The sequence below is a fragment of the Allochromatium palmeri genome, assembly GCF_009720725.1.
Lineage (GTDB): Bacteria > Pseudomonadota > Gammaproteobacteria > Chromatiales > Chromatiaceae > Thermochromatium > Thermochromatium palmeri.
The window spans coordinates 165,937-189,686 of record NZ_WNKT01000002.1 but is presented as its reverse complement, the minus strand read 5'-3'; the positions used below and the strand labels follow the sequence as shown (position 1 = coordinate 189,686).

The following is a 23,750-nucleotide window of genomic DNA, read 5'->3' as shown; positions in this document are numbered from 1 at the left end:
TTCGGTCTCTAACCGCAGGCCACGCGAGGCGCCTGGTCGGCCAGCTCGGGCCAGTCGCGCCAGATGGGCACGCAGCCCTCCGGCAGCACTGGCAACCGACCGAGTTCGAGCCAGGGATTCTCGGGTCCATGATAATCGGAACCCGCCGAAGCGCGCAGACGCTGCTCGCGCGCATGACGGGCAAAGGTAAAAGCTTCGTCGCGACTGTGACTGCCGGTGACGACCTCGACACCGACGCCCCCCAGCTCGCGAAATTCACCCAGCAGCCGCTGGATCCGCGAGCGCGTCAGATCATAACGGGCCGGATGGGCGATCACGGCCTCGCCGCCGGCGGCGCGAATCCAGCCGAGCGCCTCCTCCAGACTCGCCCAGTCGCCCGGCACATGGCCGGGCTTACCGCGCGTGAGGAAATGCCGGAAGACCGCGCTGGTGTCGGCGGCGCGTCGGCGCTGGACCAGCAGGCGCGCAAAGTGCGTGCGCCCGATGAGCCGTCCCTTGGCCAGCGCGCGTGCGCCCTCGTAGGCGTCCTCGATGCCGTGCTTGGCCAGACGTCGCCCGATCTCCTCAGCGCGCCAGGCGCGAAACTCCATCAAGCGAGACAGTCCCGCCTGGAGTCCGGCATGAGTCGGATCGAGCCGCAGACCCACCACATGCACGGTGCGCGTGTTCCAGGTCACCGAGATCTCAGCCCCTGGAATCAGGGTCAGACCACAATTCTCAGCCGCGCGCCCGGCCTCGGCCAGGCCATCGGTATTGTCGTGATCCGTGAGTGCCAGCACCCGCACCCCCGCCGCGCTGGCGCGCGCGACCAACGCCGTCGGCGTGAGGGTACCGTCGGAAGCGGTCGAATGCGTATGAAGATCGGGGATGGGATGCATCGGCCTAGTTTAACCGAACGCCAACCGCCGCGCGCGATCAGGCGCAAGACGGATATCCCCGCGATTGCTATGCTTTCGGGATCCACGGACCAATCCCACCCAGGGACCGGTCGACGCACAGGCTAGATACCCATGCTGCCACCGATCGACATCAGCTATATTGCGCAGCGCCTCGACGAACTCGGCGAGGAACTCCAGCGCGTCAGCGACGATTCGACTGACCCCATCGAACCACCACCGCAGGCACTGCTCACGGGCCTCGAACGCCTGCTCGATGTTCTGCACGCGGCCGACAGTGAATCGCGCCTCGATTTTGCGCGTCAGATCCAGCAGACGACCGGCTCGGACCCCGAACTCATCCTGGAGCATGGACTGCGCCTGATCGTCCAGCTCACCGACCTGGCCCAACGGCTCAATCTGCCCAACCAGGCCCAGGCACTGGAGCGACTTGCACTGCCGCTCAGTGTCTGGATGCTGCGTCGCGGCTGTGAGCTGCCGCATCCCGAGCCGGTAGTCAATGCGCTCGCCCGGCTGGCCAATAGTCTGCGCCAGCCCGAGTCGCTGCTCGAACTCTATGGACTCATGAACGAAATCATGGACGCCATCGGCATCGAGCGCGCGCTGGAGCTGGAGACCGACAACCCGACCCGCCCCTGGCGCGTGCTCCTGATCAACCGCGCCATCGTCGCGACCCGCACCCGTCAGCCGGCGCTGATGGAGGCGGCTTTTCAGACCATCGTCGAGCACCTGCCCGAGGAGGCGCCCGACTTCTTCCGCGAGGGCATGGGCCAGATGGAGACGCTCGACTATCCGCCCCCGGCACGCGAGGTCATGCAGCGCTATTTCGAGACCTGGTGCTCGGGACAGCGTCTGCACTGATGTGGATGGTGTAGACTCTGCCAATCGACGACGAACATGGAAAGCCGCTCATGCGCACCGAAGAGATCCAGTCAGGGATGCGGCTCGCCCGGGATGTCCACGATCCTCATGGTCAGATCCTGATCCGTGCCGGCATCGTTCTTGGCGAGCGTCAGATCCAGGCACTCAAATCGTGGGGTGTCGCCGAGGTCGTCATCGTGCCGGACGAGGACACAGCCGAGTCAGGGATCTGCGATCCCAAAGCCATCGACGAGATCCGCCGTTCGATCGATACTCAATTCAGTTTGAGCAATGGCGATCATCCAGTCATTCAGGCCTTGCACGCGCTCTGCCTGGACCGGGCGCTCGCTCGGTCCCAGGGTTCAGATTATGCGTCTTGACCGCCTCATCGAACGACTCGACGAGCTACCCGCGCTCCCGGCTGTCTATCAGCGTGTGCGCGAATCCATCGCGGCCCCGGACAGCTCGTTGGAGACGGCGGCCAGTCTGATCGAGTCCGACCCGTCCATGAGCATGCGGATGCTGCGCGTCGCCAACAGCCCGCTCTATGGTCTGGCGACCAAGGTCGACACCATCCTGCGTGCATTGACACTCATCGGCACGACCGCCGCCCATCATCTGGTGCTGTCCACCGCCTTGATGACGGTGTTCCGTGATCTACCGCTCGGCACGGTCTCCATGCGCTCGTTCTGGGAGCATGGCATCGCCTGCGGCGTGGCCGCCCAGCTCATCGCACGCCAGGGCGGTCGGGCCAACCCGGAGCAGGCTTATCTGGCCGGACTGCTGCACGACATCGGGCGTCTGCCGCTCTACATCCTGGAACCGCTCGACATGAGTGCCGCCCTACAGGCCCATCGTGAACGCCAGGGCCATCTGCACGACCTGGAACGGCAGTATCTGGGCATCGACCACACCGAACTCGGCGCCATCCTGCTTGCGCACTGGCAACTGCCGGAGGTCTTTCGCTCGGTCGTCTACGATCATCATGCCCCCTGGCGCGCGCCGAGTTCATCCGAAACCGCTGTCGTGCATGTCGCTGACCTGATCGTCAACAGTCTCAAACTCGGCACCAGCGGTACGCGCTGGGTGCCGGTACTCGACGATGGCGCCTGGAATCTGACGGGACTCGATATCGAACAACTTCCAGCCATACTCGACGCAACCATCACCACCACGCAGGACGTTATCTCGGCCTTCATGGAGTCGTGATAAACGGATTGCATACCCCAGAATCCTCTCCGCCCTCGCTCCGATCTATGGATATTTGGCAGAACGAAAAGGAGTTGACCGCCTCGTGATCAAGCTCAATCGCAGCAAAGCCGCCTTTGGGCGCCATTCCACCTTCCCATTGCGCTATGCCTGGCTGACCAAGGGTATTCGAGCCATTGGTAAGAATCCTCGCCTTTTCGGTACCCCCGAGGACGCGATGGTCGAGCTGGGCGTCGGGCGCAACATGGTCAGCGCCATCCAGTACTGGCTCCAGGTCACGCGCCTCGTCGACTTTTCCAAAGCCGATCCAGCGATCACCCCGCTCGGCGACGCCCTGCTCGGTGAGCAGGCCGATCCCTATCTGGAAGACGAAGCGACGCTCTGGATCATCCACTGGCTGATCGTCTCCAACCCCGAGCTGGCCACCGGCTTCTACTGGTTCTTCAACCGCTTCGCCATGCCGCGCTTTCGCGAGCCGGAGATGCGCCAGGCGCTGACCGACTTCGCCGAGCAGGAACTCCAGGTGCGCCGCTCGGCCAGTACGATCAAGTCCGACAGCTCGACCCTGCTGCGGATGTATGCCGCCGGTGAGGGCAGCGGCGAGGATCATCTCGACTCCCCACTCGCGCAACTGAAGCTGGTCGAGGTCGATCCGGGACAGGGCTATCGCAGTCCGCGCGCGGCGCGGCCCTTCCTGCCGCCGCTGGCGCTGCATTTCGCGCTGGCCGACCGCTTCCACTCCGATCCACAGACGCCGGCGCTCCCGGTGCGCGGGCTGCTCTATGGCGGCGACGACTGGCCCGCTGTCGGTGCCGCCTTCCGACTGACGGAAGAAGGACTGATGGCCACGCTCGCCCGTGTCATGGATCGCTATCCCGGGTATTACGAGCTGCGCGATACCGCTGGTGTGCATCAACTCTATCGACGCCGGGCGGTCGAACCGTGCCAGATTCTCAGCGACCACTATCGGGAGCGCCGCGCGTGATCCAATCGACCCCCCTGTCCAGTGCAGCCGACTCGGCGGCGCAGCGAGCGGCGACGCCCGCTCGAACCACGCTCGGTCAACAGATCCAGCTCCAGCGCGCCTTCAGTCGCTCGATCAATCTGGCGCGCGACTGCGAAACGCTCGACCCGATCCATCACTATCAGCCGACCTCGCGTGCGCTCGACGCCCTGGGTCAGATTCTGCCCGGTCTCACATCCGAGGCCAGTCAGCGGGCGCTCGCTTTAATCGGACCGTATGGGGCGGGCAAGTCGGCGTTCGCGCTCTTTCTCGGCGCCCTGCTCGGCGCGCGCGACTCAACAGCCCGCCATGTGGCGCATTCGATCCTGAAGCGTGCCGATGCCGAGCTGGCTGAAGGTCTGCACAGTCGCGTCAGTGCCCCGCGCGGCTTTCTGCGTGTGCAGATCAACGGTTTGCCCGACTCGCTCTCGCGCCAGTTGCTGCTGGCCCTGGCAGCATCCGTCGAGCGTGAAGACCTGTCCGAAAAACTCGTCAAGCGTCTCCAGGCGGCGGCGCGCGCCGGTGCGCCCATGGATCAGATCCTCAACCGGATCGGCGAGATCCAGACCGCCTGGGCTGAGTCCGGCGGTGCCGGCGTTCTGATCGAGATCGACGAGCTGGGCAAATTTCTCGAATACGAATCGCACCACCCCCAGCAGCGCGAGATCCATCTGCTGCAACTGCTCGCCGAGCGTGCCGCCGAGGCCCATACCGCCCCGCTCTATCTGCTGGTGATGCTGCATCAGGCGTTCGAGCACTACGGCAACCGGCTCGGCAGCCGACTGCGCGACGAATGGCAGAAGGTCCAGGGCCGCTTCGGGGCTATTGCCTTTCTCGAACCAGCCGAGCAATCGCTGCGTCTGGTCGCCGCCGCGCTCGAACGCACCGAGCCGCTCAGCCCGGAGGTCCAGGCGCGTCTGGCCGCCGATCTCGACGCGCTGGCCCAGACCCATGCCCTGCCCCTGGGTCTGGAGCCGGACGCCGCGCGCGCCCTGTTCGAGCGCGCCTATCCGCTGCACCCGCTGGCGCTGTTGATCCTGCCGATCCTGTGCCAAAAGGTCGCGCAGAACGAGCGCACGCTCTTTTCCTATCTGGCCAGCACCGAAGCCTGCGGACTGCGCCAGCGGCTCGATCAGTTGGTGATGGGCGACTGGATCGGTCCCTGGGAGCTGTACGACTATTTCATCCTCAATCAGGCTGGCGGCTTCTCGGATCCGATCACCTATCATCGCTGGGTCGAGGTGGTCACAGCGCTGGAGCGGTTCGCGCCGGGCGATGCGGATAGCGAGGCCGAGGTCGAGGCCGCGCGACGACTGCTCAAAACCATCGGTCTCTTGAACCTGATCGGCGCTCAGCGCGGACTCAAGGCGTCGCGTCCGGTGCTCGACAGCGTCTTCGGCGCGGCCACGCCGGCACTCATCGCTCGGCTCGAAGCCAGCTCGGTGATCCATTTCCGCCGCTTCGCCCAGGAATACCGCGTCTGGCAGGGCAGTGATTTCGATCTGCGCGGCGCGCTGCAACAGGCGCTGGCCGAGCAGTCCGGCCTGTCACTGGCTGACACGCTCAACACGCTGGCCCCGCTGCGGCCGATCGTCGCGCGCCGCGCCTCGATCGAGACCGGCACCCTGCGCACCTACACGCCGGCCTTCACGGCGCGCGACCGCTGGCCGCCCCAGCCGCTCGACACGGGCGATGCGCGGCTGTGGTTCTATCTGGCTGAGCCGGACGAGCAACCGGATCTGGCCGATGCACCCGAGCTGGACGTGGTCGCGGTCTGTCCCTTCACCGAGCGGCTGCGCGAGCTGGTCGGTGAATGGCTGGCACTGCGCGACCTGCCGCGCCAGCAGGCGGCGCTGCATCAGGATCCGGTTGCCCAACGCGAGCATCAGACCTGGCTGGCCAATGCCGAGAGCGAGGCGATCGGGCTGATCCAGACCCTGATCGAGGAACCCGAGGCGTTGAGCTGGTCCTTCGGCGGGATGCCCAGCCCGGTGCACGACCGGCGCGATCTGCAACGCCAGCTCTCGGAGTGGATCGACGATGCCTACCACCAGGCACCGCTGATCCGCAACGAACTGATCAACCGCGAGCGCCCCTCGACCAGTGCCGCGACCGGTCGCAAGCGGTTGCTCGTCGCCATGCTCAACGCCGCCGATCAGCCCGAGTTGGGGATCGAGAAAGATCCGGCGGAAAAGAGTCTGTATCTGTCGCTGCTCAAACAGAGCGGACTGCACCGGCGCGAGGACGGGGAGTACGGCTTTTTCGCGCCGCCCGGCGACGATAACGGGCGTTGCCGGTTGCGGCCGCTGTGGGACGCGATCTCGGACACGCTCGGGGCGGATGGCGCGCGTCAGGTGCCGGTGCCCGAACTCTATACCCGGCTGCAAGGTCCGCCGTTCGGGGTGCGGCTCGGGGTGTTGCCGATTCTGCTGATCGCCTATCTGCTGGCGCATCGGCGCGAGACCGCGCTCTATCAGGAAGGCGTGTTCTGCGACACGCTCACGCTCGAACAGGCCGAGCTGCTGTGTCGTCGTCCGGCGCTGTTCGCGCTGGAGCGTTATGACTTGCAGGGACTGCGCGGCGAGCTGTTCGAGCAATATCTGGAGTCCATCATCGGGCGCCTCGGGCGCGAGGCCAGTCTGCTCGACATCGTGCGGCCGCTGGTGCGGTTCATCGCGCAACTGCCTGATTACAGTCAGCAGGGCGGCGGCATGAGCGAGGAGGCGCGTCAGCTTGCACGGATCTTCCGCCAGGCCAAGCGTCCCGGCGCGCTGTTGTTCGAGGATCTGCCGCGCGTCTGTGGTGTCAGTCCTGAGGTCTTCGCCACGCAGGAGGCGGGCGTGGTCGAGACGGTCATCCAGCGCCTGATCGTTCTGCTACGCGAACTGCGCGATGCCTATCCTGGTCTGCTCGACGACTGGCGTCAGCGTCTGGGACGCGCGCTGCTTGATGTCGCGGATCGGGAAACCTTGGATGTCGCGACCCTGCGCCAGGGACTCGCCGAGCGCTATCACGGGCTGGAACGCTATGCACCCGAGCTCAGCCCGGTCGGGGCCTTCGCCCGGCGTCTGGCCGATACCGGCTTTCGCTCCGACGAGGCCTGGCTTGAATCGGTGATGACGCTGCTTGGTGGCGCGCCGGCAAACAAATGGCGCGAATCGAACCGCTTGCAAGCTGAGGCGCGGCTGGCCGAGTTCGCCGAGCAGCTGCGTGATCTGCGACGGCTGCGCGATGCCCTGCCCGAGGCGCGCGCGAATCAGGAGGCGGTGCTGCTCAAGCGTGTCGATCCTCAGCGCGGCGAGGTTAGCCATGTACTGGCGCTCTCCAGCGCGGAGCGTCAGGCGGCAGCGAAACGGGCCGCTGAGATCGCGGCTGGGCTGGCGGGTCTCGATGAGACACAGCGGCTGGCGGTCGTTGCGGCCTTGCTGGAACACTGTGGACGACAAAAACCGCCTGATGTCCCTTGTGACCCATGCTGACGGTGATCGAAACGCCCTTGTTTCAGAAGCAATGGCCGCTGTACTGGACAGAGGAGGAGCGCGGCAGTTTCGCCGCCTACATCGCGGAAAACCCGGATGCAGGGGATGTGATTCCCGATTCAGGCGGTTTGCGTAAAGTGCGCTGGCGAAGAGCGGCATCGGGCAAATCCAGCGGTGTCAGAGTCATCTATTACACGCGAACGACCGCCGGTGAGCTGATTCTTCTGACGTTGTACGCGAAGTCCAAAACAGACAATCTTACCGGCCAGAAGCTGAAGGAGATACGCCATGCCCTCGAACGTTGAACCTTTGAACGACAGCGAGATCGAGGCTTACGAGGCCGGCCGTGATCTCGCGGCCGATCTACTCCAGGCCATCCAAGAGATGAAGACTGGGCAAGGGCATGTGGTGTGGCCACTCGCCCTGGCGGCCAGACAGGAAACAGGACTGTCCCAGACCCAGTTTGCAGCACTGCTTGGCGTGTCTATACGCACGCTGCAAGGCTGGGAGCGAGGCCGCAAACAGCCCCGTGGTCCGGCGCGAACCCTGCTCGCGATCGCCAGACGTAACCCTAAAGCGCTTCATGAAGCGGCACGGGATCTGCGTTCCGAGCATCCGTGCTGAAGAGCGAAGCGCACGCTGCCGCTTAGCCGAGCCGTCGTGGATCGAGACCGTTGCACATTCCAGGCTCACGGAGGCTTCCGAGATGCAATTTCCCTATGGTCTGAGCGATTTCGGCGCCCTGATCGAGGGGGGCTACTGGTATCAGGACCGCACCGACCGTCTGGCGGCGCTGGAAGCGGCTGGGCTGCAACTGATCTTTCTACGCCCGCGTCGCTTCGGCAAGAGCCTGCTGCTGTCGATGCTGGAGCATTACTACGATCTGGCCCGAGCGGACCAGTTCGAAACGCTGTTCGGGGCGCTGGCCGTGGGGCGCAATCCCACGCCGCTGCATAATCGGTATTTCGTGCTCAAGTGGGATTTCTCGCTGATCCCGGCCTATGGCGAGATCGGCGATATCGAAGCGGCGGTGCACCAGCACATCAATGATCGTATTCGTCAGTGTGTCGAAGATTACGCGCTCCATTGGACGCGCGCGATTCCTTTGCATCCGCACAATTCCCTGTCGTCGTTCGAGTCCCTGCTCGGCGCCGTGCGTGCGACTCCGCACAAGCTCTATCTGCTGATCGACGAGTACGACAATTTCGCCAATGAGGTGCTGATGGCGGATCGTCCCGGCAGCCGGGATCGTTATCAGACGCTGTTGCAGGGCGAGGGGTTGTTCAAGACCGTATTCAAGGCCGTGAAGGCCGGGGCCGGTGGGCTGGGTGTGGATCGGGTGTTCATCACGGGCGTCTCGCCGGTGGTGCTGAGCGACATGACCAGCGGCTACAACGTCGGTAAGGACATCTATCTGGAGCCGGAATTCAACGACCTGTGCGGCTTCACCGAGACCGAGGTAACGGCGGTGCTGGAGCAGCTGGCGCCGGCGGACGGCGCCTGGTCGGTGGAGGAAGCGCTGGCGACCATGCGCACCTTCTACAACGGCTATCGGTTCAGCGAGGAGGCGAGCGAGAGCCTCTACAACCCGACGCTGAGTCTGTATTTCCTCGATGCGCTGCGCCGCCACGGTCAGTATCCGCGCCGGCTGCTGGATGAGAATCTGGCGATGGACCGCAACAAGCTGATCTATATCGCGCAGTTGCCCGGCGGTGAGGAACTGCTGGTGGCGGCGCTGGCCGGGGATGATCGGGTGGTGGTGCCGGAACTGGTACAGCGTTTCGGCGTGGCTGATGTGCTGGCGGCGGTGAAGGATCAGCCGTTCATGGCGTCCCTGCTCTATTTCTTCGGCATTCTGACGCTGGCGGGTCTGACGCCCTTCGATGAGTGCCGGCTGCGCATCCCGAATCTGGTGGCGCGCGGACTCTATGTCGAGCGGTTGCGTGAGCGCTGGCTGGGGCCGACCGGCGCGGCGCGGGTCTTGCCCGAGGCGGTGCGGGCGCTGGCGCAACACGGCGATCTGGAGCCGCTGGCGGCGTTGATCGAGGGCCAGTATTTCCGGGTGCTGTCCAATCGCGACTATCGCTGGACCAATGAGCTGTTGGTCAAGTTCGCCTTTCTGACCCTGTTGTTCGATGATCGGCTCTATATGGCGGTGTCGGAACTGGAGACCGAGCGCGGCTATGTCGATCTGGCGTTGATCCTGCGTTCGGACAAGCGGCATGTCCAGGCGCTGGATCTGCTGCTGGAGTTCAAGTATCTGAGTCTGAAGACGCTGGAGCTGAGCGGCGAGCAGGTGCGCGAGCAGTCGCGCGAGGCGCTGGCTGAGTTGGCGCCGGTGGCCGGCAAGCTCAATGAGGCCGAGGCGCAGGCGCGGGCCTATGGGGCGACGCTGAAACAGCGCTATGGATTCCAGACGCTGCATGGTTTTGCGGTGGTGGCGCTGGGCGTCGAGCGGCTGGTATGGCGGACATTCAGGCTGTAGTCGGATTGTCGACCGTATAGCAAAGCTATACCATAGGAGCATGATTCGCAGCTTTCGCCACAAAGGACTCGAAGCGTTTTATCGCACGGGCAGCAAAGCCGGCATTCAGCCGTCTCATGCCAAGCGGCTACGCACGCAATTGTCCGCCTTGGATGTTGCGACCTGCCCGGAGGACATGGGTTTTCCGGCGTGGCGACTGCATCCGTTGACGGGCGAGCTGTCGGGTTTCTGGGCCGTGACCGTCAATGCCAACTGGCGTCTGATCTTTCGGTTCGTCGATGAAGAGGCGGAAGCGGTCGATTATCTGGATTACCACTGAGCGAGTAGAGCCATGAGTCGTATGCACAGTCCGGCGCATCCCGGTGAGGTACTCAAGGACGGTTGGCCGGAGGATGTGACGATCACAGCGGCGGCCAAGCAGCTGGGAGTGACGCGGGCGGCGTTGTCACGCATTCTGAATGGCCATGCGGGCATCAGTGCCGACATGGCTCTACGTTTGCAGGATTGGTTGGGTATCGATGCGGAGATGTGGTTGCGCATGCAGTGTGCTTACGATCTGTGGCAGGCCGAGCATCACCGGAAACGGCCACGGATCGAGCCGCTGAAGCGCGAAACGCACGCTGCCGCCTAGCCGGGCAGTCGAGGATCGAGACTGCCGTACATTTCAGGCTCACGGAGGATTCGGAGATGCAATTTCCCTATGGTCTGAGCGATTTCGGCACCCTGATCGAGGGAGGCTATTGGTATCAGGACCGCACCGACCGTCTGGCGGCGCTGGAAGCGGCTGGGCTGCAACTGATCTTTCTGCGTCCGCGTCGCTTCGGCAAGAGCCTGCTGCTGTCGATGCTGGAGCATTACTATGATCTCAACCGCGCCGACCAGTTCGAGTCGCTGTTCGGGGCGCTGGCCGTGGGGCGCAATCCCACGCCGCTGCATAATCGGTATTTCGTGCTCAAGTGGGATTTCTCGCTGATCCCGGCCTATGGCGAGATCGCTGATATCGAAGCGGCGGTGCATCAGCACATCAATGACGGAATCCGCGACTTCGAGCGGCGGTATCGCGACCGACTGCTCGAGCCGATCGACCTCCATCCCACCAATGCCCTGTCCTCCTGGCGCTCACTGCTGAGCATCATTTCCCAAACGCCCTACAAGCTCTATCTGCTGATCGACGAGTACGACAATTTCGCCAATGAGGTGCTGATGGCCGATCGTCCCGGCAGCCGGGATCGCTATCAGACGCTGTTGCAGGGCGAGGGGCTGTTCAAGAGCGTATTCAAGGCCGTGAAGGCCGGGGCCGGTGGGCTGGGTGTGGATCGGGTGTTCATCACGGGGGTCTCGCCGGTGGTGCTGAGTGATATGACCAGCGGCTACAACGTCGGTAAGGACATCTATCTGGAGCCGGAATTCAACGACCTGTGCGGCTTCACCGAGACCGAGGTAACGGCGGTGCTGGAGCAGCTGGCGCCGGCGGACGGCGCCTGGTCGGTGGAGGAAGCGCTGGCGACCATGCGCACCTTCTACAACGGCTATCGGTTCAGCGAGGAGGCGAGCGAGAGCCTCTACAACCCGACGCTGAGTTTGTATTTTCTCGATGCGCTACGCCGCCACGGTCAGTATCCGCGCCGGATGCTGGACGAGAATCTGGCGATGGACCGCAACAAGTTGATCTATATCGCGCAGTTGCCGGGCGGTGAGGAACTGCTGGTCGCGGCGCTGGCCGGGGATGATCGGGTGGTGGTCCCGGAACTGGTGCAGCGTTTCGGCGTGGCCGATGTGCTGGCGGCGGTGAAGGATCAGCCGTTCATGGCGTCCCTGCTCTATTTCTTCGGCATTCTGACCTTGAGCGGTGAAGGGGTGTTGGCCAAGCTGATTCTACGTATCCCGAATCTGGTGGCGCGTGGACTCTATGTCGAGCGACTGCGTGAGCATTGGCTCTCCGCGGCGGATGGCGACATCGCGAACCAGGCCGCTGAAACGCTCTATCTGCACGCGGATCCGGCGCCGCTCTGTGACTTGATCGAACAGCGCTATTTCCGGGTGCTGTCCAATCGCGACTATCGCTGGACCAACGAGCTGTTGGTCAAGTTCGCCTTTCTGACCCTGCTGTTCGACGATCGGCTCTATATGGCGGTGTCGGAACTGGAGACCGAGCGCGGCTATGTCGATCTGGCGTTGATCCTGCGTTCGGACAAGCGGCATGTCCAGGCGCTGGATCTGCTGCTGGAGTTCAAGTATCTGAGTCTGAAGACGCTGGAGCTGAGCGGCGAGCAGGTGCGCGAGCGCTCGCGCGAGGCGCTGGCTGACTTGGCGCCGGTGGCCGGGAAGCTCGATGAGGCCGAGGCGCAGGCGCAGGCTTATGGGGCGACGTTGAAGTCGCGCTATGGATTCCAGACGCTGCATGGTTTTGCGGTCGTGGCGCTGGGCGTCGAGCGGCTGGTATGGCGGACATTCAGGCTGTCAACTACCCCGGCCTGAAGGCCGGAGCTTGAAAGAGTTGGGTTGACCAGGGACCGCGGTGAAAATCCGCTCCGTTTGCAACAGGTCATGAAGGCGGCTTTTCGTGGTGAGCCACAGGGGCAAGACGTTATCAGCTTGTTTGGAGAATTTTTTGATGAGAGCTATCGAGCTGGAGGCGACCGTTGAGCAGCATAGTATTCGCGTTCCGGATATTATCCGGGACGGAACTCAGGTGCGCGTGCTGTTATTGATGGATGATGATCCCCCCGCGAATACAGCAGGTGATGGCGACGATCTGAAACGCTGCCTGGCTGGATTGACCGAGGGCCTCAGTGACGAGGATTTACGCCGTGCTCGGGATTTTGGCCGGAGCGATCCACAATGAGATTCCTGATCGACACCAAATCTGTATAATTTTCGGAGGTTTTGAATCAAAATCGTGGCTAAAAAATCGCTCATAGACATCGATGGTCGCTTGAACAAGGCTTTGGAGATCGCCAGGCGGGAGGGGCAGAACGTTCGTATCAGTGAGTACGAGATCACGTTTGATCCGATTTCGAACAGGCATAACAAAATACCTCATCAGATCAGGAATCGGCTTGAGGATTTGTTCTATCTGGTGCGTGAGGATCCGCAGCAGGTGATTCCGGAGTTGCTGTCATTGAAGGAGGCGCATCCGAATACACCGGTCATTTATAATCTTTTGTCGGGCGCGTACAGTCGGATTGGTGATAACAAGGCCGTTGGTGAATTGGTGGAGGAAAATTATCGCAGGAATCCGGATTATTTGTTTGCGAAGATCAATTATGCGCAATTTTGTTTGCATACGGGCGATTTCGATAAGATTCCTGAAATATTTGAAGGCAAGTACGATTTGAAGTTGTTGTATCCGAGGCGGAAGAAGTTTCATGTCAGTGAATTTGCCGGGTTTACGGCGGTCATGTGTGCGTACTTGAGTGTGATCGGACACAAGGAGACTGCAAGGCTGTTTTATGACGGTTTGCTGGCAGTTGCTCCTGATTCGGAGTTGGTGTTGTTTGCCAAGCGTTTCTTTAAGCCGTCTTTGCTGGGGAGATTGCGGCTTTGGGCGCAGAAAAAAGGGCGGATCAAGGAGGATGTTGACGGTGCGGACGATCGGCCGCCGTCGGATGATGAGTCGTGGTTTTCGGCTTGATGGTGAGTGAGAGAGCAGACTAAGGTTGAGAAAAGATGAGTCAAAAAAAGTCAGAACGCCCTGTGCGTCATTTGTTAGGTCTTTCCGGAGGCAAGGATAGCTCTGCGCTAGCGATCTATATGCGCGACAAAGTTCCTGAAATGGAATACTTCTTTGCCGATACTGGCGCTGAATTGCCGGAGACGTTGGAGTTCATCGATTTACTGGAAGATTATCTTGGAAAAGAAATTGTAAAACTCAATGCAGATCGCGATTTCGATTTTTATTTGAAACTACATAATAATTTCCTGCCTTCACCGCAACGCAGATGGTGCACAATCAATCTCAAGCTCATCCCTTTTGAGGATTATGTAGGAGAAGATGAAGTTGTTTCTTACATTGCTATTCGTGCTGATGAACCTAGTAGAGTTGGATATACACCCACAAAATCAAATATTCAAACTCGATTTCCTTTTAGAGAAGATGGGCTTGGCAAAGATGATATTCTTTGCATTCTAGAATCATCTGGAATCGGAATACCAAAATATTATAACTGGCGAAGTCGATCAGGTTGTTATTTTTGTTTTTTCCAGCGCCAAGAAGAATGGCTTGGCTTGAAGAAAAATCATGAAGCGCTTTTTGAGTTGGCGCGTCAATATGAAAAATACGATGAGGCTACTGGAAAACGATACACATGGAATCAAAGCGGATCTCTAGATGAAATAGTAGCGCGAGCAGAAAAAAAGGCCAATCAACCTCAAAAATCAAATAGTACAAAGTCAAAAAAACTCATCGACAACATCACTCATGATAATGACGATGATTTCTGCCCAATCTGCATGCTCTAAAAATGAATCATTTAATAAATGCATTCAGAAAAGTTCGGCTTCACGGCAAAGGAGAGAGCCGATCACTTCACAAACCTCTACTGCTACTTTTTGCACTTGGACGATGCTTCCACGACAAACCAAGGATGATCCCCTTTTCGATTGTCGACCTCAAGCTCAAACTGCTTTTTGGAAAATTTCACCCAGAAGCTTTGCTTGCAGGAAATACGCATTATCCTTTTGGGCGCCTTGAAAATGACGGGCTTTGGGAAATCGAAAACAGCCGTGAATTGAAAAGAACCAGCGTTGGCCATCTTTTCAAAAAAGAACTTATTGATAGAAACATTCATGGCGGCTTTCCGGATTGGATTTACCAGAAGCTCATTGCCAAAAAAGCACTTATTCTGAAAATTGCTCACGATTTGCTCGAAAGTTATTTTGAAAAAATTCTACACGAGCAAATTCTCAAAGAAGTTGGATTGCCGCAACGGCAAAAACCAAATGGTGAGAAAATGGATTATCAAGAATCAAACGCACATGATGCTTCAGGGGGATATGAAGCATTTGCAGTCAATCAAAATAGCGTTGTCGGCAACGCAAAAAAACAAACCATCAATCACTTTATTGATTATTTAAATTCGCTACATAATATTTCTGCTAGTGGAGCAAATGCTTTAGCGGAATCTCAGGCAATGAGCCGATATTTCGGCGAGCTTTATGAGCCATTCCCGTTAGCTGAAACCATTTTTAATATTTTAGGGGATGATTGCCAGCGTGTTGTCATTTTGACTGGACATGCTGGAGATGGAAAATCGACAGTAGCGCTCGATGTCTTGAAACGCCTGCATGGACTTCCCCTCTCAGAGCCACTAAGCAAGCCACTCAATGATTTAGAAACAGTCGAGCACCCCAACCAAGCCGGTCGTCAAGTCTCTATCGTCAAAGATATGAGCGAACTGAGCAGTGAAAAACGTTTGCAGTGGATCAGCGATGCCTTTCATCAATCCGGCTCTTGGTTGATCGTCAGCAATACCGGGCCTTTGTTGAATACGCTGCGCGAATATACGCATGAAGCGCCTGGTGAGGTTGAAAGTCGGATTCTCTCGCGCCTCAATACGCCTTATACAGCAGATGACCTAAAAACACATACGCTGACTGAATTTGCGAAGGATCTTGTGATCCTCAATATGACTCGGTTGGACAATGTTGGATTGGGCGCTAGCCTGTTAGATCGAATGCTTCAGCACAGTGGATGGCAAGACTGTGCCGGATGCAGCATCGAAGAAGCCTGTCCGCTGCTGCTGAACCGGCGTGCCCTGATCGATATCAACGATCAAGCTGTTGAGCGTGTGCGCTGGATCTATCAGCGACTCACGGCTTATGAGCAACGTTTGACTTTGCGTCAAATGGTTGCGCATCTTGCTTTTAGCTTGACAGGCGGAATGAGCTGCCAGAATGCTCGAAAGAGCGTTGAAGCCTCAAGTGCCGCCGGATTAGATCGCGGCACTGATGGCCTTGGGCAGATCTTGTTCAGTGAATGCTTTTTTGGCTATCGTCATGGTAAGCCTTGGTTAGAAAGTCAACGACTGCGAGCGGTGGAACTAAATCGGCGTCAGTTTTTCGGTGCACCCGTGGCTGTTGATTTTGAACGTCAACTGACATCAGCGAATAACAAGCAATGGGCTAAATTGTCGGTTACGCTCCAATCGCTCGAAAAAGACTGGCGTGCATTGGCTCGGGAATCGACTGGAACACATTGGCGATCTGCATTGAGGCGTTTGCTGTATTTCTTCGCTTCACCCGAGCCTGACAGCGATAATCAAGCCGCACTTTATTTTGACACTTTTTTGCAATCCCCGCGTTTGCGTGATTTCGATCGCTGGCGTCAAGCTGGAGAGTTGGATTTTTCGCGGATAGAGCAAAAACGCTTTTGCCGCGCCTGTTTGCGAGTTTTGTTGGAAATATACTCAGGCTTTAGTTCTAGCCAGTTTCGACCTGATCAAGAGTATTTATACCTGACGCTGCGTCGTCCTGATCGAGCCGTTGTACAGCCAACACAACTGATCGTTGCAGAAATTCCTTTCAAAGATTTTGATCTTGGATACGATCCGCTCAAGCGACTCCCTCTGCTTCGCTATCAGAAAGGTGAACCATCTCTCCCGCTGACACTGCCCTTGCTGGATTTCATTCACCGGCGTCACGATGGCCAACTTGGCAACGAGCTTTCGCAAATCCATCTTGCCCAACTTGATTGGTTTCGCGCAGAATTGTTGAAGCGCATTGGTGTTAATAGCGGGCAAAATGATGTCATCATGTTACGTTCCGGCATAGACGGACAAACGCATCTACATCGATATTTTGTGGATTTGAACAGCAAGCAACTGGAGCTTGAGCTATGACAATCATTGAAGATTCTATGCTCGAAAACAAAAGCGACATATTATTGCCTTTTCCAGTTAAACCAAATGCTGACAAATCGAATCAAGCCATTCAGCTCTATGGCTTGAGATTTTACAAAGACCAAACGCCTGTAGAATATCTGGCAGAGTTTTTGTTAGTCTTTGCTTCTCCAAAAGAAAAAAATGGCGAATATAGCAATAGCTTTTCAATCAGCAAGAAAAGTAACGGATCATCTGCTTACGGTTATTGGCCGGAAGACAAAATTGAACTCAAGCTTTTTGCTTTTTTTCCTTCATCCAAGCTTGAAACAAGACACCCAACGCATCGAGCGGCTTATCTTGATGCGCTAGATAAAATCAAGTCGCGTCTGTCAGGAACCGAAACGCAAAAAGAAGAAACGATACGCTTCATACAAAGCTTGCTTTCCGGATTCGTAGGTGTTGCAAAAAATAGGACTTGGGTTACGCACTGCTTTCTTCCTGCTTCAAAAAAACTTTTAGGGCGGGAGCTGAACTGGCTAAACTCTCAAGCACAAAAAGATACTGAGCTTAAATCTTGGGATAATGCAAAGCAGCATTTCGCACACGACAGACACAATTTTATGGGGCGCGGTGGCGAGGTGTTGTTTTTGCAGCTCGCTAATCTTTTTTCTTCAATAAATTCTCCTGAAATATCTCATTTAGTCGAGCAACCTGAATATTCTCATCTTAAAGATAAAGCATTCCAATTAAATAAATTAGTCAGCGAGGGGCTTTCCGAACTTCTAGGAAATTCGTTTGGATCTATCGACTCGCTCATAGAGCTTTTAGAAAGCAGCCTATCGGACTATAAGCTATTTGACGAACCAAAATATGCCCCTTTAGGCTGGGTGCCTGCCGCTACGAAACCAGAAGCGCTACTATTTGCATCAGAAATCAATAACATTTGCTCTATGAGCATAGGCGCTTTAGAAAAAATCGATTTACTGCAAATATTATGTTGTTTGCATGTATTGCGGTCGCTTTGTTTTCAAGCCTGCCGCTTTGAGGATAATTCCCTTTCAACTGTTGGCTTTGCCGGTCGTTACGCCTGGGTTGTAAGCGATCCGAAAGCACCTCCATCTGATTCAATGCGAAAGTTAGCGGAAGCTTCTTTCAACGCGATTGAAGCTGTTTTGTATCGTGTACTGCGGCACCCGGAACTTAATAAAAATGGCAACGGAAAATTTAGAGAAGCAGATGAACACGGCTTTAAGATTTTCAGAAAAATTGCGAAAGAAATTGGGATTGTCGTTCCACCAAAAGGTCAGGGGCAGCGTTTTTCACTTAACCCTGGACTGATGAGGTTTCTTGTCGCTGCTTTAGTTCAGCCTGGAGAACACATTCGACTCACCGATTTCTACCACCGCGTATTCGCACACTACGGAATTGCGCTTGGTGGTGAGCCGCTTGCGGTTGCCTTGGCCTGGTGCGGCAATGGACAAGACAAAAATTACGCCATCGATATGAATACGGGTTGGGTGGAAGAAACCTTGCAACAAGGTGGATTCCTGATTGAACTCTCGGACGCGGTCTCGATCGTTCACAATCCAGGAAGCAGTAATAGGGAGTGGGCATGAATCTTTTCGTTGAAACTCTGGCCGATTACATCAAAAGCCAATGGGATCAAGCATTGAACGCCACAGGCGGCCCCAAAGAAGCACGCTTGATCGTGCAAAGCCTGGATCCGAATACCACGTTCGACCTATTTACAGCCCTCGACACCCACCGCCTCACCTGGTCACAACACTACGCTATCGACTGTGAATTTCGCGTCGCCACCGGTCTATGGGACGACTGGTGCCGCATCAATCGCCAAGCCGCCGCTCGCTTCGACACTCACCCGCACTGGATCGACCGTGAAGACCGCCTGACCGCCTATCGCAACCAAATACGCGACGACGACAAAGACGGCCTCGTCGTCGTCCTGGTCGGCCTGAATCATGCGACCGACCAAGGCGGCCTTTCAGGCTTTCACCTCGTCGACGAACAGCGCATCTGGCAGCATCTGGAAAAAAGCTTCGTCCCCTGGATCGAAACCCTGAACACGCGCCTAGCCCTCTCCGGCACCGAACGCGAAATCGAGCACTTCGATGAACAGATTCATGAACTGTTCGATGTTCAACCACGCCAACTGGCCCGATTGGCTGATTTCCTGGAACACGAAGTCATCGGCCCTGCCCCGAATCTCTACAGCCTGAGCGAACTGATCGAACGCTTCCAGGCTAAACTGCCCTTCTGGGACATCCCTCCACTGTTGACGAGCCATCACAGCGGACGCCGCTCCCACAAAGGGCGACTGAAAGAGGCCGCCGGTTTCATCTCACATCAGCGTTTTAAAACAGCGACGGAACGAAAGAAAGCCTGGCAGAAATTGGAAAAAGCCTTTGCCGACGGCACGCTCGAACTCCCCCAAACCACGACACCGGATCTTTACGCGGATCTCGACGACTATCGCGAGACCCTGCACGCCTTCATTCATAACATCGATACACAAGCGCGCGAGCGCTTGCTACAAACCGACCTGACCCCGGTTCTCGACGTCCTCAAAGCCCGCGAGAAAAAAACCACTCCAACCAAGGTTCCACGCCTAAACGGCTTCAGCCTCGATGTGATGCTGCAAGCCATCTGGCAAACCCTGGTCGAATACCGCAAAAAGCAACCGAACATCAAACTGTTCGAGTCGCTGGCCGCCATTCACATCAAAGTCGAGAGCTTCAATCACGACCTCCAAGACGACCCGGACGCCGACACCGGCGTCGAATACATGGCACGCGCACTCCTGCGCGGCTGTCTCGGCGGCCTGCCCGACCTGATCGCCGGCATCGACTGGCGCCTGCCGGTCGACAGCGACCAGATCGACGAACCGCGCGAACGCTGGGAGCACACCGTCGATCTGAGCCTGACACTCGACCCCGAAACCATCACACTCGGCAAAAGTCGCGCACGCCCCTATATCCGTTTCGATGTCTTCATCCACCTGCACGACGACACCGACGACAAACCCGCCTATAAAAAACCCTTCCAATGGGCCTTCGGCCCGACCCACCCCGAGCGTGTGCGCTACGAGGGCGCACGACTGCTAATCGAAGAACACTGGCCGACGCTCATCGACGCCCAACCCCTGCCGGTGTTCCAAGTCCCGGCCGTCAATCTGACTGCACTCTATTACGCCGCCGACGAAGAAGAAGCCAACCGACTCGTCAGCCAGGCGCTCGGCGAACTGACCCTGATCGACCTGCTCGCCGATCTCGCGCCCAACGTACTCGACCCCGCACTCGCCCAAGCCACGCGCACCCTATCGCGCACCTATCGCCAATGGCTCGGCACCTATGTCGAACAGGGTTACTACCAGGCCAACGCCGACCACTACCTCCCCCTGCTCAACGGCTATGTCGACCTGGCCGAACGACTGCTCGACATCCAGGTCCGAGGTAGCGCCGAACTGCTGCGCCGGTTCTACAAGGCGTTCCTGCTGGTCGACGATTCGCTGCACCCAAACGACGCCTTCCTGCGAGCCGGCATCGCCTGGGGCCTGACGCCCGCCGTCATCGAACTGACCTACACCCGCGCCCGCTTCCTCTGCGACGGCTTCCCCGAAGTCGCCGCCGATCTGGTGCTCGGACGCGACTCCGACGCTCCCTTCGACCAGCTTCTGAATCTCGCCGAAATCCATCGTCCGCTCGCCGGACTGGTGGTCAACGCCGAGCGCAAACTCTCCGCCGAGATCAAATCCTTCGGCTTGCTGCACCACCTTGGCGAACCGCCCGATGTCGAAAAGAGCCTCGCCGTCCAAACCCTGCTGCGCGAAGACGACAGCGACGACGACGGCGCGGACGACACCCGACTGCGCGAGGAAAGCGAGATCGTGGTCCAGGTGCTGACCGACTATCTGAGTCTCTATCCCTTCGCCGAGGACGGTCTGCGCATCCTCGCCCTCCATGTCGAAGAACTGGGCCTCATCCTCTCCGGCGTCGATCGCTTCCTGCGCGAGTATCTGAAACGTAGCTCAGCGGACTGGCCGGCCTTCCACTGCGACCTGATGGTCTACACCACCTCATCCTCGCCGATGGCGATGGAAAACCGGCTCATGGCCTGGCGCGACGCGCTGACCGCCCGCTATCGCGAACGCGGTCGCCCGCTGGTGCTGTCGGTCGGCCACCGCTTCGCCCCGACGCGCGAACAGATGGACGAGATGGCGAAACAAGAAGCACGCCTCTATGACATCGCCTTTCTGTTCCGCTTCCTGTCCGGCGGACTGATCGGCGAAGCGGAACCGGCCTCGCCCTTCACCTTCGATTACAACAATATCGGCCCCTTCCCCATCGCCGAATATCCGCGCCCGATTGAACTTGGCGATTTGCTCAAGCGCCAGAGCCTGCTGAGCAACCGCCGCCTGCGCATCCAAACCCGGCACGCCGATCTCTCGGCCCGCCTGCGCCACCCACAGGACACCCAACCCGACCACCTGATCTTCGGCCGCATCGACTTCAGCCCCTGGGCGACCCTGGTCGACGGACTGCACGCACGCGCGCAATGGGTCGCCTGTATCGACCCCTTCGTCGACAAGCGCCTCTTGCGCACCGCCGAAGGCCAGGAACGACGCAAGATCCTCGGCTTCACCTCCGGCCTGGGCGCCTATGGCGAACTGAACCTATCGATCTCGACCGAACAGGACACCCTGGGCCAACTGGCCGCACGAGTACGCGGCGAACTGGTCGAACTGCTGCCGTTCCAGGACGCGGCGGGCTTCGCCGACATGGCCGAGCGCGTGATCGAGGAATCCGAGGAAATTATCGGCCTGTCCGCGCTCCATGCCGTCGTCGGCGAAGGCCAGAAGGTCCGCGAAGTGGTCGGTTTCGCCGCCATCCGCCGCCTGCTCGCGATCCCAAGCACGGCAGCGATGACGCAACTGCTCCCTATCGATTCGCTGCTGCACTGGTTCAAAGGCAGTGACGGATCGCACCGCCCCGACCTGTTGCAGCTCTCGCTGATCCTGCGCGAGGACGACGTCCCCCTGATCCAGGCCACGCTGATCGAATGCAAACTCGCCCAGCAGAACCCCGAACATCTGAACAAAGCCCTGCTCCAGACCCAGGACGGCCTGAGCCATCTCAGCCAGTTGCTGATCCCGAACCGCCGCGACATCCAGCGCGCCGGCTTCGACCGCCGCTACTGGTGGGCGCAGTTACAGCGCGCCATGACCTCGCGCGGCGTAGTCAGTCTGGCCGAGTCCGACTGGCGACGGCTCGACAAGGCGCTCGAACAGATCACCGAGGGCTATTTCGAGATCGCCTGGCGCGCGGCCATCTTCACCTTCTGGACCGACACCGAAGGGGCCACACCCAGCCTGACGCCGATCCCACTACCCCAGGACGTGATCCAGCCGCCCCTGTGGGCGCCGGCCGGTTTCGCCATCCAGCACGTCGCGCTCGGACACGATGGACTGGTGGCCCTGTTCGACGACCGCACCACCACGGCACGGCTGGAACTCGACCCAAGCGAGATCCGAATCGGCCCGGCCCTCGAACCGTCCGAACCGAGCCTGCCGACCGTACCGCCCGGACCGGATGAACTCGACCTCCCCACACCCGCGCCGGAGCGCGAACTGACCTCGCGCTGGATGCCGGCCTCAACCACAGGCACGCCCCAAACGACCGCGCCCAATCCGCCGCCGTCGCCGCCCGCCGCACCCGAGCCGAGCGAACCCGCCGCCTCCACGCAACCGCCGCCGGCCGACCTCAGCCCCGCGACTCCGCCCCCAACGCCGAACGCACCGATCGGATTCGCACTGCCGGAACAACTCCTGATCGGAACGCGCGCCAATGGCGAGCCGGTCTACTGGCATTATGGTCATCCCAACATGGCCAACCGCCATCTGCTTCTCTTCGGCGCATCAGGCTCAGGCAAGACCTATGGCATCCAGTGCCTGCTGGCCGAGATGGCGCGCGCCGGTCTGCACTCGCTGATCATCGATTACACCGACGGTTTTCTGCCCAATCAGGTCGAGCCGCTGTTCGACCGCGCCGCCAAACCGATGAATCACTTCGTCGTCCAGGATCGCTTGCCGCTGACGCCCTTCAAGCGCCAGGAATACGAGATCGACCCGTCGCGACCCAAGATCAAGGAAAGCCCCTATCAGGTCGCCTCGCGCATCGCGAGTATCTTTACATCGGTCTATGAAAGCATCGGCGACCAGCAGAAAGCCGCACTGATGCGGGTGCTGGAAGACGGCATCGCCGCTGACGTCGGATTCACATTCGGCAAACTGCTCGACCGGCTACGCGAGGACGGCCAATATGGCGAGAGTCTGGCCAACAAACTCGAACCCCTGATCAAAGCCGAACCCTTTCGCGAAGGCGACGACTCGGCCTGGGAGGGCCTGTTGACGCACGGCGAACACTCGGTGCATGTCCTGCAACTCAAGGGCCTGGGACGCGACGTGCAGAAGCTCGTGACCGAGTTCGCGCTCTGGGATCTATACGATTACGCCTGCAACAACGGCAACAAGAACCGCCCCATCCCGGTAGTGCTCGACGAGATCCAGAATCTCGACCACAGCAGCGACTCCCCGATCGACAAAATGCTGCGCGAAGGACGCAAATTCGGTCTGTCCCTCCTGCTCGCCACCCAGACCACCAGCCAGTTCGACCCGGAAGGACGCGACCGTCTGTTCCAGGCCGGTCACAAGCTCTTCTTCAAACCCGCCGATACCGAAGTCGATCGCTTCGCCACCCTGCTCAGCCAGACCACAGGCGAACCCAAAGCCGACTGGCGCCAGCGACTGTCGAACCTGCAAAAGGGCCAGTGCTGGTCGCTCGGGCCGGTGCTGACCTCCTCCGGCCGGTTGCAGGAAAAAGCCGTGCTGGTGTCGGTGACGGCGCTGGCTGAGCGGGGATTTGGGGCCTGAGTCGGCTGATAGGTCGTTCAATTTCCCTCCCAAACCGCCCTCAACCGCTT

The 23,750-nt window shown here is 59.0% G+C and carries 18 protein-coding genes; 17 read left to right on the top strand and 1 reads right to left on the bottom strand.

Annotated features, from left to right (window positions below):
* Window positions 1-8 precede the first annotated feature (8 nt).
* Entirely contained in the window at window positions 9-878 is an 870-nt protein-coding gene (locus tag GJ668_RS02180; protein WP_155448472.1) for a PHP domain-containing protein, read from the bottom strand.
* A 132-nt stretch (window positions 879-1,010) separates the two neighbouring features.
* Here GJ668_RS02180 and GJ668_RS02175 point away from each other — a divergent pair, with 132 nt between their 5' ends.
* The 17 genes from GJ668_RS02175 (at window position 1,011) to GJ668_RS02095 (ending at window position 23,700) form a co-directional block, all read left to right on the top strand.
* Complete coding sequence (locus GJ668_RS02175) at window positions 1,011-1,757, top strand: hypothetical protein (RefSeq protein ID WP_155448471.1); 747 nt, start codon at window positions 1,011-1,013, stop codon at window positions 1,755-1,757.
* Between the two features lie 50 nt (window positions 1,758-1,807).
* Window positions 1,808-2,137, top strand: coding sequence for a hypothetical protein (locus GJ668_RS02170; protein WP_155448470.1), 330 nt, complete (start codon window positions 1,808-1,810; stop codon window positions 2,135-2,137).
* Window positions 2,127-2,966 carry an HDOD domain-containing protein gene (locus GJ668_RS02165; RefSeq protein ID WP_155448469.1) on the top strand — a complete coding sequence of 280 codons (840 nt, stop codon included), beginning with the start codon at window positions 2,127-2,129 and terminating at the stop codon, window positions 2,964-2,966. Before GJ668_RS02170 ends, GJ668_RS02165 begins: the two co-directional genes overlap by 11 nt.
* Window positions 2,967-3,051: 85 nt before the next feature.
* Entirely contained in the window at window positions 3,052-3,951 is a 900-nt protein-coding gene (locus GJ668_RS02160) for a DUF4007 family protein (protein WP_343032163.1), read from the top strand.
* Window positions 3,948-7,448 carry a hypothetical protein gene (locus tag GJ668_RS02155; protein ID WP_222930741.1) on the top strand — a complete coding sequence of 1,167 codons (3,501 nt, stop codon included), beginning with the start codon at window positions 3,948-3,950 and terminating at the stop codon, window positions 7,446-7,448. Before GJ668_RS02160 ends, GJ668_RS02155 begins: the two co-directional genes overlap by 4 nt.
* Entirely contained in the window at window positions 7,442-7,753 is a 312-nt protein-coding gene (locus tag GJ668_RS02150; RefSeq protein WP_155448467.1) for a transcriptional regulator, read from the top strand. The genes GJ668_RS02155 and GJ668_RS02150 overlap by 7 nt, the downstream gene beginning before the upstream one ends.
* Window positions 7,737-8,072, top strand: a complete 336-nt coding sequence (locus GJ668_RS02145; protein WP_155448466.1) for a helix-turn-helix domain-containing protein — start codon at window positions 7,737-7,739, stop codon at window positions 8,070-8,072. Before GJ668_RS02150 ends, GJ668_RS02145 begins: the two co-directional genes overlap by 17 nt.
* Before the next feature lie 82 nt (window positions 8,073-8,154).
* The gene (locus GJ668_RS02140) at window positions 8,155-9,933 is read left to right on the top strand and encodes an AAA family ATPase (RefSeq protein WP_155448465.1); all 1,779 of its coding nucleotides are present in this window, start codon (window positions 8,155-8,157) and stop codon (window positions 9,931-9,933) included.
* Window positions 9,934-9,973: 40 nt separating this feature from the next.
* Window positions 9,974-10,252, top strand: coding sequence for a type II toxin-antitoxin system RelE/ParE family toxin (locus tag GJ668_RS02135; protein ID WP_155448464.1), 279 nt, complete (start codon window positions 9,974-9,976; stop codon window positions 10,250-10,252).
* 12 nt (window positions 10,253-10,264) lie between these two features.
* Window positions 10,265-10,564 carry a HigA family addiction module antitoxin gene (locus GJ668_RS02130; RefSeq protein WP_155448463.1) on the top strand — a complete coding sequence of 100 codons (300 nt, stop codon included), beginning with the start codon at window positions 10,265-10,267 and terminating at the stop codon, window positions 10,562-10,564.
* A gap of 56 nt (window positions 10,565-10,620) precedes the next feature.
* The gene (locus GJ668_RS02125; protein ID WP_155448462.1) at window positions 10,621-12,411 is read left to right on the top strand and encodes an AAA family ATPase; all 1,791 of its coding nucleotides are present in this window, start codon (window positions 10,621-10,623) and stop codon (window positions 12,409-12,411) included.
* Between the two features lie 136 nt (window positions 12,412-12,547).
* A complete protein-coding gene (locus tag GJ668_RS02120) occupies window positions 12,548-12,778 on the top strand; it encodes a hypothetical protein (protein ID WP_155448461.1) in 231 nt (76 codons plus the stop codon).
* Window positions 12,779-12,832: 54 nt separating this feature from the next.
* A complete protein-coding gene (locus GJ668_RS02115) occupies window positions 12,833-13,567 on the top strand; it encodes a tetratricopeptide repeat protein (protein ID WP_155448460.1) in 735 nt (244 codons plus the stop codon).
* Between the two features lie 35 nt (window positions 13,568-13,602).
* Window positions 13,603-14,394, top strand: a complete 792-nt coding sequence (locus GJ668_RS02110) for a phosphoadenosine phosphosulfate reductase domain-containing protein (RefSeq protein ID WP_155448459.1) — start codon at window positions 13,603-13,605, stop codon at window positions 14,392-14,394.
* 2 nt (window positions 14,395-14,396) lie between these two features.
* Window positions 14,397-16,772 (top strand): phosphorothioated DNA-binding restriction endonuclease family protein, encoded by a 2,376-nt coding sequence (locus GJ668_RS02105; protein ID WP_484476971.1) that lies wholly within the window; start codon window positions 14,397-14,399, stop codon window positions 16,770-16,772.
* The gene (locus GJ668_RS02100) at window positions 16,769-18,370 is read left to right on the top strand and encodes a hypothetical protein (RefSeq protein ID WP_155448457.1); all 1,602 of its coding nucleotides are present in this window, start codon (window positions 16,769-16,771) and stop codon (window positions 18,368-18,370) included. The genes GJ668_RS02105 and GJ668_RS02100 overlap by 4 nt, the downstream gene beginning before the upstream one ends.
* A complete protein-coding gene (locus GJ668_RS02095) occupies window positions 18,367-23,700 on the top strand; it encodes an ATP-binding protein (protein ID WP_155448456.1) in 5,334 nt (1,777 codons plus the stop codon). Before GJ668_RS02100 ends, GJ668_RS02095 begins: the two co-directional genes overlap by 4 nt.
* Window positions 23,701-23,750: the final 50 nt, after the last annotated feature.

Bases quoted from the DNA above. Each gene is read 5' to 3' on its own strand.
- GJ668_RS02175 (WP_155448471.1), top strand. From the start codon at position 1,011: ATGCTGCCACCGATCGACATCAGCTATATTGCGCAGCGCCTCGACGAA.
- GJ668_RS02165 (WP_155448469.1), top strand. From the start codon at position 2,127: ATGCGTCTTGACCGCCTCATCGAACGACTCGACGAGCTACCCGCGCTC.
- GJ668_RS02130 (WP_155448463.1), top strand. From the start codon at position 10,265: ATGAGTCGTATGCACAGTCCGGCGCATCCCGGTGAGGTACTCAAGGAC.
- GJ668_RS02170 (WP_155448470.1), top strand. From the start codon at position 1,808: ATGCGCACCGAAGAGATCCAGTCAGGGATGCGGCTCGCCCGGGATGTC.
- GJ668_RS02120 (WP_155448461.1), top strand. From the start codon at position 12,548: ATGAGAGCTATCGAGCTGGAGGCGACCGTTGAGCAGCATAGTATTCGC.
- GJ668_RS02150 (WP_155448467.1), top strand. From the start codon at position 7,442: ATGCTGACGGTGATCGAAACGCCCTTGTTTCAGAAGCAATGGCCGCTG.
- GJ668_RS02100 (WP_155448457.1), top strand. From the start codon at position 16,769: ATGACAATCATTGAAGATTCTATGCTCGAAAACAAAAGCGACATATTA.
- GJ668_RS02110 (WP_155448459.1), top strand. From the start codon at position 13,603: ATGAGTCAAAAAAAGTCAGAACGCCCTGTGCGTCATTTGTTAGGTCTT.
- GJ668_RS02105 (WP_484476971.1), top strand. From the start codon at position 14,397: ATGAATCATTTAATAAATGCATTCAGAAAAGTTCGGCTTCACGGCAAA.
- GJ668_RS02140 (WP_155448465.1), top strand. From the start codon at position 8,155: ATGCAATTTCCCTATGGTCTGAGCGATTTCGGCGCCCTGATCGAGGGG.
- GJ668_RS02145 (WP_155448466.1), top strand. From the start codon at position 7,737: ATGCCCTCGAACGTTGAACCTTTGAACGACAGCGAGATCGAGGCTTAC.
- GJ668_RS02135 (WP_155448464.1), top strand. From the start codon at position 9,974: ATGATTCGCAGCTTTCGCCACAAAGGACTCGAAGCGTTTTATCGCACG.
- GJ668_RS02125 (WP_155448462.1), top strand. From the start codon at position 10,621: ATGCAATTTCCCTATGGTCTGAGCGATTTCGGCACCCTGATCGAGGGA.
- GJ668_RS02095 (WP_155448456.1), top strand. From the start codon at position 18,367: ATGAATCTTTTCGTTGAAACTCTGGCCGATTACATCAAAAGCCAATGG.
- GJ668_RS02180 (WP_155448472.1), bottom strand. From the start codon at position 878: ATGCATCCCATCCCCGATCTTCATACGCATTCGACCGCTTCCGACGGT.